This is a genomic window from Neobacillus sp. FSL H8-0543, from assembly GCF_038592905.1.
Taxonomy (GTDB): domain Bacteria; phylum Bacillota; class Bacilli; order Bacillales; family Cytobacillaceae; genus Neobacillus.
Map to the genome: position 1 here is coordinate 4,635,525 of NZ_CP151943.1, position 18,828 is coordinate 4,654,352.

Genomic DNA, 18,828 nt, shown 5'->3' on the forward strand with positions numbered 1-18,828 from the left:
AGATGGGGATAGTTAAAAATTGGACGCGGTTTGAAATTACTTGGCTGTTCACTTTTACGATGGTAATCGTTTATCTTTTCTTTGTTTGGTCAGACTCACTCATTGGCTTGATTTCATCAATAAGTGGAATGCTGTGCGTAGTTTTAGTAGCGAAGGGAAAAATTTCAAATTATTACTTTGGGATCATTCAAACGTTAACCTATGCCTATATTGCATATGGCTATGGTCTTTATGGAGAGGTAATGTTAAATGCGCTGTTTTACTTTCCTATACAATTCATCGGGATCTATTTATGGAAAAAGAACAAAACAGATCGTGTCGTTAAAGGGGAAGATGTCAAAGTTAAAAGTCTTTCAAGATCGGGTTGGTTTTATACTATATTATCCATCCTCATCCTTACGATTGGCTATGGGTTCTTTTTGAAATACCTGGGGGGTAACAATATTTGGACGGATTCAGCGACAAATGTATTGTCGATTGCCGCACAAATCATGATGTTAAAACGATTAACGGAGCAATGGATTCTTTGGATAGCAGTAAATGTCTTATCAATTTTCCTCTGGCTAAGTGTGCTCTTCTCTCAAGGTGGGAATGATTTTTCGATGTTAGTGATGTGGTCCGCCTTCCTAGTTAACAGCATTTATGGATACCTAAACTGGCGCAAAATGTATCAAAAACAAATGAATGAGGTGAAATAAATGACGGTAGGTTTTATTGGCGGTAAGTTTCTTCCCCTCCATCTCGGTCATGTGTATGCCATCGTTTATGCTTCGTCCGTCGTTGATGAACTGTACGTTGTTTTGTCACATAGTGAGCTGCGTGATAAGGAATTATGTGATGATACAAAAATGGAGTATATTCCGCCTCAAATTCGTTTGCGCTGGCTATCACAGTTAACGAAAGAGATGCCGCATGTAAAAGTAATCTCGATTGAAGATGATCAAGATAATGATCACTACAACTGGGAGGAAGGAGCTCAATTAATTAAAAAGGGAATTGGAAAGCCGATTGATGCAGTGTTTAGTTCGGAGTGTGATTATAAAGGTATCTTTAAGGAACTTTATCCAGATTCAAAGCATGTCCTGATTGATCCGAACCGCTCACATGTTAACATCTCCGCTACGGCGATTCGTAAGGAAGGGGTATTTCGTCATTGGAAGTTCATTCCCGACTTTGTTAGACCCTATTTTATAAAAAAGGTGGTTGTGGTGGGAACCGAGAGCTGTGGAAAATCTACCTTAACGAAAAACCTTGCAAAAATCTACAACACAACCTATGTTGAAGAGTATGGACGAATGGTTTGTGAAGAAATAGGCGGTTGTGAAGGTATTATCCAAAAGGAAGATTATCACAAAATTGCTTTTGGCCATAAGTTGGAGGAAATGAAGGCAATCGAAAAAGCAAATAAGGTCGTTTTTATCGATACGGAAGCCATCGTGACCCAATTTTACTCAAATTTATACAATAACGAACATCAAACCATCCTTGATGAAATCGCTAACCTGCAAGATTACGATCTTTGGCTATACCTGGAACCTGATGTGAAGTGGGTGAATGATGGACTAAGAGCTCATGGAGAGGAAGCCGTTAGGGACAAAAACAATCAGGATTTAAAGAGATTACTAAACAAGCATAATAATATAGATTATAAGATTTTGAGTGGAGATTATGAGGCTAGGCTAAGGGGCGCAATTGAGGAAATTGAAAAGCTAGTAAAGTGAAACGGGATTAGGCGAGGGAACGATACAAATAGAATCGTTCCCTTTTGCATGGGAAAAGGTCGCCCGAGGTTACAATACAGATAGTAGGCGTTCGATTAGACAAAGTGCTGTTGGTGAGGTAACCTTATCCTATGTGTTAATAAAAGGAAAAAGTGAAAGGATGATCGTATGAAGGTTGCAATTTTTGATTTCGATGGAACGTTATTTCCTAAGGAGACTTTCCCGCTATTAATGGGTCATTTGAAGAATCATCCTGTTCATTTTCAGAAGTATCGGAACTTCTTCCTAAGGATTCTACCTGTATATGCTGCCTACAAATGTAAGCTTTACCCTGAACAGAAATTTAAAGAATATTCAATGTGGAGCTATATCGCTGCTTTTGGCACTTCTCCCAAAGTTGAAGTGGAGCAATTCTTTTCGCAAATTGGCGAGATCATGAGTCATAACTTAAGCGAGTCGGTTTTACATAGACTGCAACAGCACCAATCGGATGGCTATTATACGATGCTGGTCTCAGGCGCGTATGAACCGTTACTACACTCAGTCACGAAAAATGTGAACTTTGATTTTATCATTGGAAGCAGTATTCCCTATACGGATGAAAAATTGCCAAAAAAAGCACCTATCAATTATATCTACGGTGAACGGAAAACGGCATCTATCAATGCTCATCTTTCTGATACAGAAGTTGATTGGGAAAATAGCTTTGCATATGGGGATAGTTACACCGATTTAAATGTGCTTGAGTTAGTAGGCAATCCTGTTGCAGTTAATCCCGAACCTCGGCTATTAGAAGTGGCTAATCATAAGAAATGGGAAGTCATTTAGGGTGTCACGCAAATATCGACTATCAGATTATAAAGAAACTCCCTTCAAATACTAGAAGGGAGTTTCTACTGGTTATTGCCGTTTTCCCGGCTTTTCAATTAGGAAAGTGATGATGCCAAATAGGAAAAAAGCCAGTAACAGTAAGGATCCACCAACGATAAAGAGTACCATTACAAGGGTCTCGTTTAATTCAAAGGGATTTATATTGTACATCCACATCCCTAAGGTTAGCCCGACAGCACCTATCATACTCAGAATGCTGTGGAAAGCTACAAGCTTTTTGTATTTAACTGTATACACCTTATAAAAGATTCCCCATGCAAATACTGATAGCCATCCTACCAGCAAAATATGTGCGTGAATTGGTCTTAGTGAATAATCCATATTTCCAGACATTTGTGCACCTAAAAAGGTTCCAATCATACCAAATATGGCCGAAAATCGGATTAAGCGGATACTCCATGTTTGTTCCATTTTCATTTCCCCCAATTTTCTATTTATACGGAAGACGAAGAGTAAAGGAAGTTCCTTCGCCAAGCTTACTATCAACCGTAATTTCTCCTCCATGGAGATCTATAATTTGTTTAACGATGGATAACCCAAGTCCTGTCCCATCTTTTTTTCTTGCCGAATCGACCCGGTAAAAACGGTCAAAAATCTGGCTGACTGATTCTTGGGAAATGCCTATACCTGTATCTTTAAAAATGATGGTAATGAAGGTATCTGTTTTCTCTAGATTGATCCAGATGTTACCTCCCTGGACATTATACTTAATCGCATTAGTCAGCAAATTGTCCCAAACATTGCTCATAAGCTCTGCGTCAACCTTCATTCGGATGGAAGGGAGCTTATAGGAGACTTCGATTTCTTTTTCCTCGAGTCGCCATTGATTCCTGCGTAAGGTTTTTTTAATCTGGTCATCGATTTGGGCGTTTGAGAGCTTCATCGGGTAGGCATTCTGATCAAGGGACGTTAACAGCAGTAGTTGCTTTGTTAAATTAGAAAGCCGTTTTGATTCATGGTCAATGATTTCCAAGTAGTCACTGCGTTCCTGTTCGGTTATTTCCTGTGACTTTAATAGCTCAGCATACCCTTGAATATTCATGAGCGGAGACTGGAAGTCATGTGAAACGTCATTGATAAACGATTTTCGCGCTTGATCATTATGCTGTAATTGTTTCTGCATAGTGTCAAAGCTTTTAATCAATTCACCAATTTCATCATTCCGGTCAATTTTTAAAGAATAATTAAAATTCTCTCGTGTAATTTCTTTTGTCGCTTCCGTTAACTTTGTGATCGGTTGAATAAGATACTTGGCAAACCATATGACCCCTATGATGCTAATAATCGAAACTGCAAGAATAAACCCGGCAAGAATGATATGAATATCGGAAAAAAGCAGCTTATTATTGGGACGCAAGAATAAACCGTATTGCTGCTCATTCATGTTGAACGGGACCCCAACGGTATTTTTAACATCATTGGAGAAATGTCCCATCATTAAAAACTGACTAGAGAAACTTTCCATTCCATGGTAGGTTTTCTTTTCTTCAAGGACCCTCATGGCTTCCTGAGGAAGATCAGTCTTAGTAAAAGGCTGACCAAAATAATCTTCTTTCCCCGAATCATTTAACACATAAATTTGATACCCAAGCTTACTAATCGATTTCAAATAAGGCTCGAAGGAGAAAAGATGGTTATTGATTTCAAGGTTTGAGGCAATTTCCTTCGCAATCTCCACATTTTGTTGATCAATCTTCTGCTTTGTTGACGACATGTACACCAAGTTGGCTAATACAAATCCAATCGTGATACTTATGATTAAAAGAAAAAGAGTGGCTACAATAAATTTTCGATAAAGAGTTCTCACTTGGTTACCTCAAGCTTATAACCAATACCCCGAATGGTTTGAATCTCCACCGTTGCTTCGTACTTTTTCAACCGTTCACGAATACGGTTAATATGGGTATTTAGCGTTTGTTCGCTTCCTTCATAATCGACTCCCCATGCTTGTTCAATTAATGCAGTCCTAGGAGTAATCTTGTTTATGCGTGAGGCTAAGAGGCTTAACAATTCGAACTCCTTTAGAGGCAGTAGAATCGTTTCTTGATTGATGGTTACTTCAAAGCTTTTCCGATCAATCAAAAGATTCCCGACATTGATGACTGTTTCTAATGCCCGTTCGACACGTCGTAACACGACGGCCACGCGGAAAAGCAGTTCCTTCACTTCGAATGGTTTCACGATATAATCCTCTGATCCAGATAAAAAGCCTTGTTCCTTGTCGTCAAGCTGTCCTTTAGCAGTTAACAGAATAACAGGGATAGAAAAATCCTCTGTTAATATTTTCGTTAACTCAAAACCATTCATTCCGGGCATCATTACATCGACAATGGCTAAATCAACAGTTTTTTCTTCCAAGAACGCTAAGGCTTCTTCCGCGTGATTAGCCCGAATGACCTGATAGCCTTCACGGCTCAAATGGATTGAGACAAGCTGTTGTATATATAGATCATCATCTACAACGAGAATTTTCATAGGTTATACCTCCTAAAAAGGGAAAAATACAAAGGGCGAACCCTTTATATTCTATTTATCTTTTTTTGGCAAGAAGACCCCTTCCTCAAGGAGTGAGTAGTGCGTAGCCCATATGAGTAGGAAGGGGATGGATTAATTGCCTCTCCAGAGGAGCAGGTTTTTGCTAGTAACAGAACAAACATTCTGTTATAATGAAGTAAGAAATAAATAGGAAGGAGCAGGACCTATGAGCAGGAAAGCCTATTTTTCGAACCGTATCTATAAAAATACGTTGTCTGGAGAAAACGTGGCGGCTATTGGTCATGCTCTATTTGTATTTAACAAAGCAAAACATTTTGCTTTTAGTACATTGGTCAAAGAAAAGCGTTCAGGCAAGATAAAGCGTACGAAATCTCTCCACCTTACCGTGAAGGAACAGTTCCAACTCGATGATTATTATGTGAACAGTATTGTCCAAGAAGCAAATGCAAAACTAAAAAGTTTAGCCGAGTTAAATAAGCTTTATACCACAAGCAAAGAAGAACAAATAAAGGCGTACAATAGAAAGTTAAAAAAAGAGAAATCCCATTTGACCACCCTCATGAAGATTAAACAATCGTTTGTCAAAGGCAACCCGTCCTTCCCCAAGAATTCCAAAGAACAAAAAGCTGGAAACTTTTTTGTCGTCAACTTTAAACATAGAACTGACCTCTACTACCATGCCTATAAGTTTGAACATCACTATCTAGATATACAAATCAAAAAAGCTCGAAACAAAATTGGCTTCCTCACCTTAAAACAAAACAGACGGCTAGAAGAATTAAAACAATTAAAAACAAAGGTTTCAAGCGTGGTCTTTGGCACAAAAAAACGATTTAAATCTCAATTTACCATGGAGAAGTATTCGAAGAACCATAAGCAATGGAAATATGATTGGCAGAAGTCACGTTATCGTCAAATGACGATTTCCGGACGGAAGGATGCAGGTTCTGGGAATTTCGTCTTTCTTTATGATCCAGACAATAACAAGTTGAGCTTTAAAACTCCAGCAGGTGTAGTAGTTAGTATAGAAGAGCTTCATTTTCCTTATAGAAATGACCTGGTAAAATCCTGCATTTTTACTCAACAAAAATGCAAGAATAAAAAGAAATATGGTAAACCCCTTGGCTGGTCCGTGGAAGACCACGGTGACTATTACATTTTTAAATGCATCATTGAGGAAGTACCCAATCCGTATAAGAACTATTCAAAATTGGATGGTGTTATAGGAATCGACAGCAATGTTAATCATTTTGCCATTTCCAATGTAAATAGTAAAGGCCAGCTTCTTTCGTCCTGGTCCTTACCATTTGATTTAGCAGGAAAAACCTCTAATCAAGCCACCAAAATCATAGAAGCAGAAGCCATCGAATTGGTGGATATTGCTGTTCGGTTGAACAAACCCATTGCCGTTGAAAAACTGGACACGACTCCATCGAAAGCTTCAAGGCCGTATGGTAATAAAAGGGCGAACCACTTAATGTCAATGTTTGCTTATAAGAAAATGATATCTTCCATTAAAGCTAGGGCAGAGAGAATGGGCGTGGCTGTTTTTGATGTGAATCCAGCTTACACCAGCCAAATTGGAAAAATGAAATACATGAAGCGATGCGGCATTTCTATCCATGAAGCTGCCAGTTATGTCATCGCACGAAGAGCTTTGGGTTTCAAAGAAAAACTCCCACCTGTGTTGAACACACTATTACCGGAGAAGATAATAGGTGTCCATCATTGGAGGCAGTGGGGGTATGTTTCTAAATTGCTGAAAGGGGTACGCACGTGTGCGTACTACCAATCAGAACTTTTTGATGTAGACAAGTTTCGTTTGTCGAACGAACTCTTCTTTCCCAAGGCTCTCACAGATTGGGAGAAAAAAGGTTTGTTGAAATTGAAAAGTGGAAAAACCCTTCCTAGTTGAACGGGAAACGGTCATATATCCAGTATATATGTCTTGCATTACAAGAATCCCCCACTTCAAACAACCCTTTAGGTTGTTAAGTGGTGGGTAGTTCAATGTCTATTATGAGAGGTTTGCTTATCTTTTTCAAATAATAGTATTAATGCTGGTAGTAACATACCGCGCACAAGGAACGTATCAATTAAGATCCCAATCGCAATCATAAATCCAAAAATGAAGAGATCAGCGATTGGCATGGTGGTCAGTGCTGCAAAAGTTGCGGCTAATATGATACCTGCTGATGAAATCACACCGCCAGTATTGCGGATAGCAATTTCAAGTGCCTCTTTCACACGATGCGTTTTTCTTTCCTCCATAAACCGTGAAACAAGGATAATATTATAATCGATCCCCAGTGCCACTAGGAAAATAAACGCATAAACTGGAACACGAGTACCCACTGCTTCATATCCAAACAAGACGTCTACAAGGAATATTCCAAGTCCCAATGCAGATACATAGGATAATAGGATGGTTGCCATCATATAAAGTGGCATCTTAATGGAACGTGTAAGAGCAAATAATAATAATAGGATGAGTAGAGTTTCTAGAATCACAATTTTTATTATATCTTTATTATTTACTTGACGCTCATCGGCTAGTTTTGTTGTCACTCCGCTATAATGAGCCTCTCCATCAATGGATAAATCCTTTAACATTTCAGGTGTTTTTTCACGTAAATCATCAACATAATTAAGAGCTTCCTTAGAGTATGGATTCAGTGATAGTGAAACGCTTAGCTTTAATGCCTTTGCATCCTCCGTTTGTCCCATTATCCGAACAGCTGCAATTTCCTTTTCAGTCTGCAATTTTTCGATGATTGTTGTTGAATCTTCTTGATTCAAAGCATCTTCACTAATGATGAGGAGGGTGGAAGGTGCAAGCTCGCCTTTGTCATATCTTGCCTCTACAATTTCATATCCTACGCGAGAAGGCAAGTCTTTCGGGAACTTTTTCACTGTATCAAATTCATACTCAAGATTAAACACATTCAAAGCCGTAACGACGAGTATTATCGCGACAATTCCGCCAGAGATACCAGGCTTGTTTACGACGAATTTGCCAATCGGCCCCCAGATTCCGTGTTTAATTTCTTTCATCTCACCATATTTCGGAACCTTCGGCCAGAAGGCTTTTCTGCCGAATAACGTAAACAGTGCAGGTACCAATGTAACAGACGCTAGGATGATAAAGAACACCGCAATCCCGAAGATGGGAGCAAAGTTCTGATATTCACGAAAATCTGCAAAAAATAAAACCAACATCGCAGCAAACACGGTTCCACCGGCAAAAAATAACGGCTCACCAGTGGCACGCATGGCATACTTCATGGCATCATATTTACTTTCATATTTGTTAAGCTCCTCACGGTAACGAGAGAACACAAATAATGAATAATCAATTAGTGCAGCAAAAAGCAAGATACTCATGATGGAAGTGGTAGCATTATTGATTTCTAAACCACCAGCACCCATTAAGGCTACACTTTGATTCACAATCTGATAAACGATAACTGTTGCAAGTAACGGAATAAAGGCAAGTAGGGGTGAACGGTATATAGCAATTAGTAAGACTAAAATAATAATAATCGTTGAAAACAGGAGGACAAAGTCCGCTTGTTCAAACAATTTAATCGTATCTCCCGCAATCCCTACTGGACCCGTGATATAAAACTTCGTACTTTCAAGTGAATCTGCGATTTTTGTGCCCACTTCAGTGGCTTTGTCATTGATTTCGGAATATTCGCTATTCCCCAGACCTTTTTCTAACTCCATCGGGACAATCATGGTTGAATTATCTTCAGAAATAAAACCAGTCAATGCTTGCGGTGGGAGTGCGCTAATATCAACGATGGTTTCTATCCCTTTAATATCTTCAGCAATGATTCCATTCAAGATTTGTGTGACTTCATCTATACTGATGTCACCAATTTCATTATGGAATACCAGAATTCCTGGTGTTCCTTGCTCGTTTGGAAAAAGATCTTCCGTCTTTTTCTCAGCGATGATTGATTGTGCTTCATCAGGAAGTGCTTGGAAATTGGTTACTTTATAGTCACCAAGCATTGGTCCGGCACTTAAGCCAACCATAAGGACAAGCCAGGCAATAATCGTAATCCACATTCCGCGCTTTGTTGAAACCCAATCGGTAATTGGATTTAAAAGTTTTTTCATTATGAACCCTCCAGTATGTACTTCGAGTGTTATATTACCTTACGAATATAAATTCAATATCAACTTTTGTTTACATTTGGTGAAAGACTTTAGTACTAAAGTAATTAAAAGAAACAGTGTATAAATAGAAAAAATGCCAGGGAACCATATCCAAGTAGGATATCCCTGGCACTTTATTTTCATGGAACTTCATATTAATTGGAATCCAACCTCTTTAATTACCGCCGGGACCACCTGGAAAGTTATTTTTATTTGATTCAAGTGCCTGTCTTTCGGCACTCAGCTGACTTTCCGTTTTCTCTGGAGGGGGGTTTATCCCTTTCTTCTGAAGGATAACAGCCACTAATATAACCAATAGGATACTTCCCCAAAAAAACCATCCCAATAATGTCATCCTAATCACCTCTCGAATATAGACTTTTGCGCAACCCTTTTTGTTTGATACACCCCTATAAATGAATAAATTTTAATCTATGTTGAGATGGGGTAAAAGGTTTATATATTATATTCAATAATTGATAAGAAATCACCTGTCTAAAAACAACAAGGTTTGTTGCTTTCGGTATGCTCTCCTGCATGTTAAAATGAATAAACTATATAAAACTAAGTAATTATTTCTTAGATTAGAATTTTACAATAATAATAGGTGTGATGGATTTATGCAGAGAAAAAAAGCAGTAATCATCTTTATTACAGGTTTATTATTCGTATGTTTTTTTCTTTATTTACTTCAGCCAGACCATAATCAAGGGAAGGTAGAAAGTGTAAAGGCGATTGCTTCTAATGATCAAGGGAAAATAGATGATACAGGAGATACTACAGCTGCTGAAGAAGAGATACAAGCTGAACTGGTTAAAGAGAATGAAAAATCAATAACGGAAGATATTAAGGATAAGGTTAGGGAAGTAGTGGAAGGTGCATTAGATTTATTCAAAAAGGATCTAAAAATTGTATCAATTGGCGACTCTCTGACCGAAGGTATTGGGGATGAAACCGAGAACGGCGGGTATGTTGGCATTCTTAATCATACATTTGAAGACAATAACTTAAATATTACGGTAGAAAACTTCGGAAAAAAAGGGAACCGATCAGACCAATTACTAAAACGGTTGGAAAAAGAAGCCATCTCCTCTGCTATTAAAGAGGCGGATATTGTTCTCATAACTATTGGTGCAAATGATATTATGAAAGTACTAAAATCAAATTTTATGAACGTTACGATGGAACCTTTCAAAGAGGAAAGGTTGGCATATATAGAGCGGTTAAGATCCATTATAAATAAAATAAATGAGTTGAACCCCGAAACACAAATTTATTTAATTGGTTTTTATAATCCATTTGAACAATACTTTGGTGAAATAAAAGAACTTGATTTGATCATAGACAACTGGAATGAAGCCGGAAAATCACTATCAGAAGAATATGATAATATGGGCTATATTCCAATAAAAGATCTATTTAGTGATACAAATATTTCCTTATTGGCGGATGATAAATTCCACCCAAATACAAACGGATACAAACTAATGGCCAAGCGAGTTTTAGAATATTTAAAAGAATCCAATGAGGAAACTGAGATTACTACCGTCGAAATAGAAACATAATCGTGAAACATAGAGCTAAGGGAATAAGGGGTGATAATTCACACCAAAATATTTGAAGATTATCATCATACAATTTCGAGGGCGATTCTTCAATAACGAAGGATCACTTTTTCTTATTGAAGTAACGGGAGATTAGTTGTGCGAAATGTTTCTGGCTTTAATTGGGATTGGTACAATATTCAGGTAAAGGCTAGACAGTCCCTATAGAAACTAAAGGATTATATCGAAGCACCAACAGGTGAGGGAGAAATTGTAATTGAAAATTAGATCATTAAAACAATCGTCTATCCATAGAAAATTATTTTATGTATATTTAGTTATTTATTTTTGGGACAGGAAAGTTGAAGATAAAATACATATCAAAGGAGTGGGAAGTTATGATAAAGGGATTATATGAAGCACATTTACCTGTTAAAAATTTAGAAGTATCAATTAGATTTTACCAAAAACTGGGTTTGAAGTTTGCTTGGCGTGATGAAGACACTGCTTTCTTTTGGATAGAGGATGGTAAAAGTTGGTTAGGGTTGTGGGAAGGAAAGGAGTACCAGACTTCATATCACCCATCTTTAAGACATATTGCTTTTCGAGTAACTTATGATGATTTAAAACTGTCTATAAAATGGCTTGAATCCATACAAGTTGAAGCTGTAACGTTTGGAAGTAGAAAATCAATTGAGCCATTTGTAAGACCACATCAGGGAAATGCTTCTGTCTATTTTGATGATCCAGATGGAAATAGTTTAGAATTGATGTGTTATATTGAAGTTCCTAATGAATTAAAACATATTACTGAAAAGTTGTCATTTGAAGATTGGGAGGAATTATTAGTAAATAGTAAATTTAGACAATAAGAGACAATAAGATAGATATACTTCTTCAAAAAAAGGAATAGTTAGAAGGGAATGTAAGTTTTATATGATAAGTGCAATTATTCACGGGGTTATTTTGGCTTTTGGACTTATTCTCCCATTAGGCGTTCAGAATGTTTTTGTTTTTAATCAAGGTGCAACTCAACCGAAATTTAGTAAAACCTTACCAGTTGTACTCACTGCATCCATTTGTGATACGATCCTTATTTCTTTATCTGTTTTAGGTGTATCAGTCATTGTTTTGGAGGTTTATTGGATAAAGGTTGTTCTATTAACAGTTGGAATCATTTTTTTAGCGTATATGGGCTTTGTGACCTGGAAAAGTAAGCCTATTTCAAATTCATCGGACATAAAAGCACCCTCTCCAAAGAAGCAAATTGCTTTTGCCGCTTCAGTATCTTTGTTAAATCCTCACGCAATTATGGATACGATCGGAGTAATAGGAACAAGTTCAATTTCGTACTCAGGCATAGAAAGGCTAGGGTTTACTTTTGCTTGTATTGGAATATCTTGGATTTGGTTTTTTTCTCTCGCACTAGTTGGAAGGCAAGTTGGAAAGTTAAATAACTCAGGAGGCTTTATATCCATTTTAAATAAAGTATCTGCTTTAATTATGTGGGGAACAGCAATCTATCTAATTATCACATTAATCCCAAAATAAAATGTTCACTAAAGGGTTCATAAAAAATTAAGCTGCCATCGAAGGCAGCTTTTCTTAGTGAGCTCAGTTCAATAAGACCTTTTACCATCCCATGCACTATTCTATTTTATTACCCCTCATTAATCTTTCGAACTTTTCCATTTCAGGGTCCTTCTTAGGTTTGAAATGGAATGGGTTTCTCTCCAGTGCGAATTCCACATTATTATTATTATTGTTAATTTGAACACCCATTGTTTTGCCAGAAGTAGCTGTAGAATCATTAATAATACCTTCTTTTTCTCCGTCAAAATGGGGGGTAGCTTCAACATGTTGATTTTCATTTTCACGTGACATCTAATCATCTCCTTTTATTGTTAATATGACAAAAAAGAGTGTGATCTATTCGGATGACAGTTGAGAAAAAGCAGTAACAAGTTCTCCAAATAGATTTCACGGAAAATAGCTGAAACTTTCTAGTAATAGTTTCGTAGTAAGATAATAGAAATATTATTTAAATATACTCATTATTTCTAACCTTTCTACAATGCAATCGGAAATTATATTAGACATAATATGGGTGAAAAAGAAGGAGGAAGATAAGTGGAAACGTTTTTAAAAGTCGATGGTTTGAATAAGTCATTTAAAGATATACAAGTCCTTAAAGGTATTTCCTTTGAAGTTAATAAGGGAGAAATTATGGCAATTCTTGGACCGAATGGAGCGGGTAAATCTACAACCATTCGTAATATTATGGGGATTATGTACCCGGATGAAGGGAGAATCACATTTCAAGGGAGTGCAGAGATCCCGCGCAGCAAGATTGGTTATTTACCTGAGGAACGAGGACTATATAAAAATGTAAAGGTAATGGATATTCTTCTTTATTTAGCGGATTTAAAGGATTATCCAATAAAGAAAGCAAAGGAACGGGCATTATTTTATCTAAAAAAATTTGGTCTGGAAGGAAAGGAAAATGCTTCTGTCGAGGAATTGTCAAAAGGAATGGGCCAAAAAGTACAGTTTATCGCCTCAATTTTACACGAACCAGAGTTTCTAATACTTGACGAACCCTTTTCCGGGCTTGATCCAGTAAGTCAGGAGCTATTTAAAGAAGAAATAAGGAGTCTTGCAGCAAACGGTACTGCGATTCTATTATCCTCTCACCAAATGAATCTTGTGGAAGAAATGTGTGATAGATTGTTTTTAATTCATCGTGGACAAAAGGTTATTTATGGAACGATGGATAATGTGAAAAAGGAGTACGCAAATTTCAAATGCACTATAAGAGGGAAAAATAAAGGAGTAGATGTTCACGGTTTACCGGAAGTACAACGGGTGGAACAAACAGACGAAACCATTATTCTGTACCTAACGAAGGATGTCAAGGTGGCTTCCTGGGTGAGAAATTTACCGGAAAACTTGGAGATCAATGAATTGTCAATAGACAGAATTTCACTACACGAAATATTTATTGATATTGCTACAGATAATAATTTGCTAAAAGAGGGGAATGAGGCGAATGCGTAATACCCTAAAGGTTGCAAAATGGGAAATGAAAAGAAATATGAAAAATAAATCCTTCCTTATCGGTTTGTTTCTTACCCCACTTCTATTTTTGGGATTTATGTTGATTGGAAGTATTTTCGGGGATTCAGATGGGGAGGAAGAACCTGCAACGCGTGTCCTAATTAATGACAATCTAGGAGTACTCACAGCGATTGAAGAAACAGTTGCAGCTCAAGAATTGAATTGGGAGATAGAACCTACTGACAAAAGTAAAGAAGTCATGGTAAAAGAACTGAAGAAAATGGAAAATACGGGATACATTTTCCTTGATCAATCTTCATTCGAAAGTGGTGTGTTTTCTGTTTATACGAGCGAAGACATTAACCAGTTCTTTATGAATCAAGTCCAAGTGTTAGCAACACCTCTAAAAACAATACATATGAAGCAGTTGGGTTTTTCTGATGAAGAACTAGTTGCTGTTTCAAAGGGGATCGTATTTGAAGAAGAAATGGTTGATGAAGTAGAGGTAGATAAAGACACTAATGAATCAGTGTCAGGTGAAGAACCTTTCAAACGTGTAATACCTGGGGCGTTTGCTGGTATCATATTGTTATCGATTGTGTTCTCAGGAATGTATATATTTCAAAGTGCTTCTCAAGAAAAGAAAGATAAAGTCGCAGAAATCATTTTATCCTCGCTGACACCTGCGGAATTGATGCAAGGGAAGATCATAGGATACTTTGGTCTTGGAATGGTACAGGCGGTTGTATTTTTAAGTTTTGGTATACCAATTGCACTTTGGAAACTAGACATCCCATTATTCGAGTACTTATTAGTTCCAGAGTTGATCTTATACATTGCAATAGCTATTTTAGGATATTTTCTGTTCTCAGCTCTTTTTGTAGGAGTCGGAGCAACTATGGCTGATATGTCCTCAGCGGGTAACTTTCAAGGTATGGTAATGATGCTTCCGTTCCTACCTTTTATGTTCATTGGGCCAGTAATAAGTGACCCGAGCGGTCTTATCGCACAAGTGGGTACGTATATTCCATTTACTGCACCTGGAGTATTATTGTTACGTCTCACTTTATTAGAGAGCTGGCCGTGGATAGAAATAATGATTTCACTTGCTATATTACTTGTGAGCATTTGGTTGTTTATGAAGCTTGCAGGTAAAATCTTTAAAACAGGAATCTTAATGTATGGAAAAAATGCTACACCAAAAGAAATTTGGAAATGGATACGTGCCTAAACTTATTGTAAAGTTTTTTGATCACTAACCTTACAAATCACACTTAAAAATTGTTCAATCAAAGGGATTATTAAGCTTTTAGCTTAATAGTCCCTTTTTTTTATTGCTAAATGTTGATTTAAACTCAGTTTTGGTTGAAGTAGTAGCTATCAACAGACTATTTATAATAAGAATAGAATACATACAAAAAATCAAATTGGAAATAAATATATAGAATTGTTTTTAGAACTGGAGGAAAGAGAGTGGAAGAAAATCAAAGGGGCTCCCAATCAACAGGAACGGGTGAAAGCTCGGATTCGTTAACCAATCGCCAAGGTCATCCTGTAACAGATAACCAAAATATTAGAACAGTTGGTAGCCGAGGACCATCAACACTTGAAAATTATGATTTTATCGAAAAAATTTCTCATTTTGACCGTGAGAGGGTTCCTGAACGCGTTGTTCATGCACGCGGGGCTGGAGCCCATGGCTATTTTGAGGCTTATGGAAAAGTAGGGGATGAACCAGTTTCAAAATACACAAGAGCAAAGCTATTCCAGGAAGAGGGGAAACGAACACCTGTCTTTGTTCGCTTTTCAACGGTAGCAGGCGCAATGGAATCACCGGAAACAGCACGTGATCCTAGAGGATTTGCCGTAAAATTTTATACAGAGGATGGAAACTGGGATCTTGTCGGTAATAACTTGAAAATCTTCTTTATCCGTGACGCAATGAAATTTCCTGACATGATTCATTCCTTTAAACCTGACCCAGTTACAAATTTAAGTAACCCTGAGCGAATGTTTGACTTCCTAGCTGGTACACCAGAAGCTACACATATGGTTACCTTTCTTTTCTCACCTTGGGGTATTCCAGCGAATTACCGCCAAATTCAGGGATCGGGTGTCAATACATACAAATGGGTTAATAAGGATGGAGAGGCTGTTTTAGTCAAGTACCACTGGGAACCGTTGAAGCAAGGGATTAAGAATCTTACTCAAAAGGAAGCAGAAGAAATACAAGGGAAAAATGTAAGCCATGCTACCCAGGATTTGTATGAGGCAATTGAGAGTGGGGACTATCCTGAATGGGAGTTTTGCGTTCAAATCATGAGCGATGATTACCATGCTGAGTTGGATTTTGATCCATTAGATGATACAAAATTATGGCCAACCGATAAATTTCCATTCTTAAAGGTAGGAAAAATGGTTTTAAACAAAAATCCGGAAAATTATTTTAATGAGGTAGAGCAGGCAGCGTTCGGTACCGGAGTATTGGTAGATGGATTGGATTTTTCTGATGATAAAATGCTACAAGGCAGGACATTCTCCTATTCTGATACGCAGCGCCATCGCGTAGGGACGAATTATTTGCAGCTACCAATTAATGCACCGAAAAAGCGCGTGGCAACGAATCAGCGTGGGGGCCAAATGTCTTTTCATGTGGATAATGCACCAGCTCAAGATCCACATACCAATTATGAGCCTTCCATGATAGGTGGTTTAAAGGAAGCTGAACAGATAGGTAAAGTTCATGAGCCACACTATAATGACAAATTGGTTCGTGAAAAAATTGATCGCCCTAACGACTTTGGACAAGCAGGTGAAACTTATCGGAGCTTTGAAGACTGGGAAAGAGACGAGCTCATCAGCAATCTAGTTGATGCACTAAAAGTTTGCAGAGAAGAGATTAGGAATAAAATGATTGAATACTTTACGAACGCCGATGCGGATTATGGAAACAGAGTCAAAGAAGGCGTAGCGAAAGAAATGGAAATGAGGAAAGAGACAACACATACTAGCACCGTAGATGCAGATGAAGCGATGGATCAGGCTAAAAAGATGGGACATGAAGCAGATCCTTATTAAATCTTGACTGTGCTATTAGTATATTATTGTTTGTTGGTGTCAGGCACCATCCTGGAAGGTGTCGGACACCTTTCTGTTTTCTATCCCTCCATTAATCGTAATCCTTTCTTTTTGTGTTTGTTCCACGTATCCTAAATGTATATTTAATAATGGAGGATATCATCATGAAAAGAGTTTTTGCTGATGTCATTCAATTTCGTGGCACACATTATGATTTTGGTTTGAGACAAGGAAAATTGCTTAAAGATTCCATCCTGGTAAAAAATCGGGAACGGCAATGGAAAGTAAGAAAACCGCGTTTTAGAATCAATATTGATGAGACCAAACAGGTTTTCCAACGATTAGCGCCGATGGTCTGGGAAGAGTTTTTAGGTTTGCAGGATGCTCTGGAATGGCCGATAGAAAGGGTATTGCTGGAATTCAGTGGGTACAGGGTCAACATAAATCCTTCAGGATGTTCCATCTATGTCGGGGAAGATTATATGATTCGCAATTATGATTACCACCCAAAAACCTACGACGGGCGGTTCGTCGTTTATCAACCAACGGACGGCGGATATGCGACGATCGGTTTGAGCCAGAAAATCACCGGCAGAAGTGATGGCATGAACGAAAAAGGTCTAACGATGGGCTATACCTTCATGAACCGGAAACGTCCAGGTGACGGCTTTGTCTGTTATATGATTGGCAGGCTCATCCTTGAATATTGCGCCAATACCCAAGAAGCGATTGATTTGCTAAAAGAGATTCCGCACCGCGGTTCCTTCAGCTACGTGCTATTTGATACAAACTCTAAGATAGCGAGTATTGTGGAAACATCGCCTAGAAGAGTAGAAGTGCGGCAAGGTTTTACTTGTACCAATCATTTTAAAATCATGACCGAGGAGAATCGCCGGGTACTTGATGATTCGAAAAAAAGAGAGCAAATGATCGAGGAAAACCATGTTCATGGATTAAGCGGAATACAGGCATATAGGCTTTTAAACGATACGAATAAAGGAGTTTACTCCAAACTTTACGGCAGCTGGGCTGGAACCATTCATACTTCTGCCTATATTCCAAAAGAAATGGAAGCTTGGATTGCGCTTGGCGGAGATCAAGAACCAACCAAAGTTGATTTTTCTAGGTGGTTGAATGGGAATGACCTCTCGATTGACAGGATTGAAGGGATAGTAGACACAGAAATTCCTTTTGCAAATATGGAACCAGCAGACTGGTACAAAAAATAAAGGGGAATACCCACTTATATCTACTCACCGCCTTCTTCATATTTAAAGGGTTCACTTTAGAGGTGCATGACATCGTTTTGTCAACGCAAATAACAGTAAATGTGGCAAAGAAATAGTTAAAGTGAAGAGTGTCTAATTGAATTAAAATGGCACTCTTTTTTTACTAAATAGACCAATGTTTTAATAATTATTTGATGTTATAGCGAGATAATGCAAGCAATAGTAATAAGGCAGAGATAGAATTTCCTTCAGCAAACAAGTTATTGAGCTTCATACTTCCGGAAAAACTCAATTTGTGGTTAATTATTGCTTTTGGCTACCGTACCAGCGAAAAATCTTTAATAATAGATTTATTACGCCGATAGCCTAGCATCCCAGTAGTTATAGGGGATTCTACCGACCAACCCGTTGGAAAATCCTTTATCCCGGTCGTTTTGGAAGGTTTATAACGCCCGAACCCTTGGGAAAATTTTAGTCCCGGTCGTTATGGAAGGTTTAAAACGACCGAACCCTTGGAAAAATCTTAGTCCCGGTCGTTATGGAAGGTTTATAATGACCGAACCCTTGGAAAAATCTTAGTCCCGGTCGTTATGGAAGGTTTAAAACGACCGAACCCTCGGAAAAATCTTAGTCCCGGTCGTTATG

General features: G+C 37.9%; 17 protein-coding genes. 11 read left to right on the top strand and 6 right to left on the bottom strand.

Features of this window, described 5'->3' with window-relative positions:
• The first annotated feature begins 2 nt into the window (after window positions 1-2).
• The 3 genes from pnuC to NSS81_RS23160 all read left to right on the top strand — a co-directional run bounded on the left by pnuC (window position 3) and on the right by NSS81_RS23160 (window position 2,549).
• Window positions 3-698 carry a nicotinamide riboside transporter PnuC gene (pnuC, locus tag NSS81_RS23150; protein ID WP_342430965.1) on the top strand — a complete coding sequence of 232 codons (696 nt, stop codon included), beginning with the start codon at window positions 3-5 and terminating at the stop codon, window positions 696-698.
• Entirely contained in the window at window positions 699-1,721 is a 1,023-nt protein-coding gene (gene nadR, locus NSS81_RS23155) for a multifunctional transcriptional regulator/nicotinamide-nucleotide adenylyltransferase/ribosylnicotinamide kinase NadR (RefSeq protein WP_342430966.1), read from the top strand. It begins immediately after the preceding gene.
• Window positions 1,722-1,889: 168 nt separating this feature from the next.
• On the top strand, window positions 1,890-2,549 hold the full coding sequence (locus NSS81_RS23160; RefSeq protein WP_342430967.1) for an HAD-IB family hydrolase: 660 nt from the start codon (window positions 1,890-1,892) through the stop codon (window positions 2,547-2,549).
• Window positions 2,550-2,621: 72 nt separating this feature from the next.
• On the opposite strand, the gene NSS81_RS23165 is transcribed toward NSS81_RS23160, so the two are convergent.
• From NSS81_RS23165 to NSS81_RS23175, 3 genes are all read right to left on the bottom strand, one after another.
• Complete coding sequence (locus NSS81_RS23165) at window positions 2,622-3,023, bottom strand: hypothetical protein (RefSeq protein ID WP_342430968.1); 402 nt, start codon at window positions 3,021-3,023, stop codon at window positions 2,622-2,624.
• Between the two features lie 19 nt (window positions 3,024-3,042).
• On the bottom strand, window positions 3,043-4,326 hold the full coding sequence (locus NSS81_RS23170; RefSeq protein WP_342430969.1) for a HAMP domain-containing sensor histidine kinase: 1,284 nt from the start codon (window positions 4,324-4,326) through the stop codon (window positions 3,043-3,045).
• A gap of 89 nt (window positions 4,327-4,415) precedes the next feature.
• Entirely contained in the window at window positions 4,416-5,087 is a 672-nt protein-coding gene (locus NSS81_RS23175; protein ID WP_342430970.1) for a response regulator transcription factor, read from the bottom strand.
• A gap of 226 nt (window positions 5,088-5,313) precedes the next feature.
• Between NSS81_RS23175 and NSS81_RS23180 the strand changes: the two genes are divergently transcribed.
• The gene (locus NSS81_RS23180; RefSeq protein ID WP_342430971.1) at window positions 5,314-7,023 is read left to right on the top strand and encodes an IS200/IS605 family accessory protein TnpB-related protein; all 1,710 of its coding nucleotides are present in this window, start codon (window positions 5,314-5,316) and stop codon (window positions 7,021-7,023) included.
• A gap of 92 nt (window positions 7,024-7,115) precedes the next feature.
• Here NSS81_RS23180 and NSS81_RS23185 read toward each other — a convergent pair whose 3' ends face one another.
• Entirely contained in the window at window positions 7,116-9,236 is a 2,121-nt protein-coding gene (locus NSS81_RS23185; protein WP_342430972.1) for an MMPL family transporter, read from the bottom strand.
• Between the two features lie 214 nt (window positions 9,237-9,450).
• Window positions 9,451-9,630, bottom strand: coding sequence for a hypothetical protein (locus tag NSS81_RS23190; RefSeq protein ID WP_342430973.1), 180 nt, complete (start codon window positions 9,628-9,630; stop codon window positions 9,451-9,453).
• Between the two features lie 265 nt (window positions 9,631-9,895).
• On the opposite strand from NSS81_RS23190, the gene NSS81_RS23195 reads away from it, so the two are divergent.
• The 3 genes from NSS81_RS23195 to NSS81_RS23205 all read left to right on the top strand — a co-directional run bounded on the left by NSS81_RS23195 (window position 9,896) and on the right by NSS81_RS23205 (window position 12,370).
• Window positions 9,896-10,840, top strand: coding sequence for an SGNH/GDSL hydrolase family protein (locus NSS81_RS23195; protein ID WP_342430974.1), 945 nt, complete (start codon window positions 9,896-9,898; stop codon window positions 10,838-10,840).
• A 377-nt stretch (window positions 10,841-11,217) separates the two neighbouring features.
• Entirely contained in the window at window positions 11,218-11,691 is a 474-nt protein-coding gene (locus NSS81_RS23200; RefSeq protein WP_342430975.1) for a VOC family protein, read from the top strand.
• A gap of 64 nt (window positions 11,692-11,755) precedes the next feature.
• A complete protein-coding gene (locus NSS81_RS23205; protein ID WP_342430976.1) occupies window positions 11,756-12,370 on the top strand; it encodes a LysE/ArgO family amino acid transporter in 615 nt (204 codons plus the stop codon).
• A 96-nt stretch (window positions 12,371-12,466) separates the two neighbouring features.
• Here NSS81_RS23205 and NSS81_RS23210 read toward each other — a convergent pair whose 3' ends face one another.
• The gene (locus NSS81_RS23210; RefSeq protein WP_342430977.1) at window positions 12,467-12,703 is read right to left on the bottom strand and encodes a hypothetical protein; all 237 of its coding nucleotides are present in this window, start codon (window positions 12,701-12,703) and stop codon (window positions 12,467-12,469) included.
• 246 nt (window positions 12,704-12,949) lie between these two features.
• Between NSS81_RS23210 and NSS81_RS23215 the strand changes: the two genes are divergently transcribed.
• The 4 genes from NSS81_RS23215 (at window position 12,950) to NSS81_RS23230 (ending at window position 18,183) form a co-directional block, all read left to right on the top strand.
• A complete protein-coding gene (locus NSS81_RS23215; protein WP_342430978.1) occupies window positions 12,950-13,876 on the top strand; it encodes an ATP-binding cassette domain-containing protein in 927 nt (308 codons plus the stop codon).
• The gene (locus NSS81_RS23220) at window positions 13,869-15,107 is read left to right on the top strand and encodes an ABC transporter permease (protein WP_342430979.1); all 1,239 of its coding nucleotides are present in this window, start codon (window positions 13,869-13,871) and stop codon (window positions 15,105-15,107) included. Before NSS81_RS23215 ends, NSS81_RS23220 begins: the two co-directional genes overlap by 8 nt.
• A 242-nt stretch (window positions 15,108-15,349) precedes the next feature.
• A complete protein-coding gene (locus NSS81_RS23225; protein ID WP_342430980.1) occupies window positions 15,350-16,954 on the top strand; it encodes a catalase in 1,605 nt (534 codons plus the stop codon).
• Window positions 16,955-17,118: 164 nt separating this feature from the next.
• Entirely contained in the window at window positions 17,119-18,183 is a 1,065-nt protein-coding gene (locus NSS81_RS23230; protein WP_342430981.1) for a C45 family peptidase, read from the top strand.
• Window positions 18,184-18,828: the final 645 nt, after the last annotated feature.

Excerpts from the sequence above, each read along its gene's own strand:
- pnuC (WP_342430965.1), top strand. The coding sequence starts at position 3 with ATGGGGATAGTTAAAAATTGGACGCGGTTTGAAATTACTTGGCTGTTC.
- nadR (WP_342430966.1), top strand. The coding sequence starts at position 699 with ATGACGGTAGGTTTTATTGGCGGTAAGTTTCTTCCCCTCCATCTCGGT.
- NSS81_RS23160 (WP_342430967.1), top strand. The coding sequence starts at position 1,890 with ATGAAGGTTGCAATTTTTGATTTCGATGGAACGTTATTTCCTAAGGAG.
- NSS81_RS23165 (WP_342430968.1), bottom strand. The coding sequence starts at position 3,023 with ATGGAACAAACATGGAGTATCCGCTTAATCCGATTTTCGGCCATATTT.
- NSS81_RS23170 (WP_342430969.1), bottom strand. The coding sequence starts at position 4,326 with ATGTCGTCAACAAAGCAGAAGATTGATCAACAAAATGTGGAGATTGCG.
- NSS81_RS23175 (WP_342430970.1), bottom strand. The coding sequence starts at position 5,087 with ATGAAAATTCTCGTTGTAGATGATGATCTATATATACAACAGCTTGTC.
- NSS81_RS23180 (WP_342430971.1), top strand. The coding sequence starts at position 5,314 with ATGAGCAGGAAAGCCTATTTTTCGAACCGTATCTATAAAAATACGTTG.
- NSS81_RS23185 (WP_342430972.1), bottom strand. The coding sequence starts at position 9,236 with ATGAAAAAACTTTTAAATCCAATTACCGATTGGGTTTCAACAAAGCGC.
- NSS81_RS23190 (WP_342430973.1), bottom strand. The coding sequence starts at position 9,630 with ATGACATTATTGGGATGGTTTTTTTGGGGAAGTATCCTATTGGTTATA.
- NSS81_RS23195 (WP_342430974.1), top strand. The coding sequence starts at position 9,896 with ATGCAGAGAAAAAAAGCAGTAATCATCTTTATTACAGGTTTATTATTC.
- NSS81_RS23200 (WP_342430975.1), top strand. The coding sequence starts at position 11,218 with ATGATAAAGGGATTATATGAAGCACATTTACCTGTTAAAAATTTAGAA.
- NSS81_RS23205 (WP_342430976.1), top strand. The coding sequence starts at position 11,756 with ATGATAAGTGCAATTATTCACGGGGTTATTTTGGCTTTTGGACTTATT.
- NSS81_RS23210 (WP_342430977.1), bottom strand. The coding sequence starts at position 12,703 with ATGTCACGTGAAAATGAAAATCAACATGTTGAAGCTACCCCCCATTTT.
- NSS81_RS23220 (WP_342430979.1), top strand. The coding sequence starts at position 13,869 with ATGCGTAATACCCTAAAGGTTGCAAAATGGGAAATGAAAAGAAATATG.
- NSS81_RS23230 (WP_342430981.1), top strand. The coding sequence starts at position 17,119 with ATGAAAAGAGTTTTTGCTGATGTCATTCAATTTCGTGGCACACATTAT.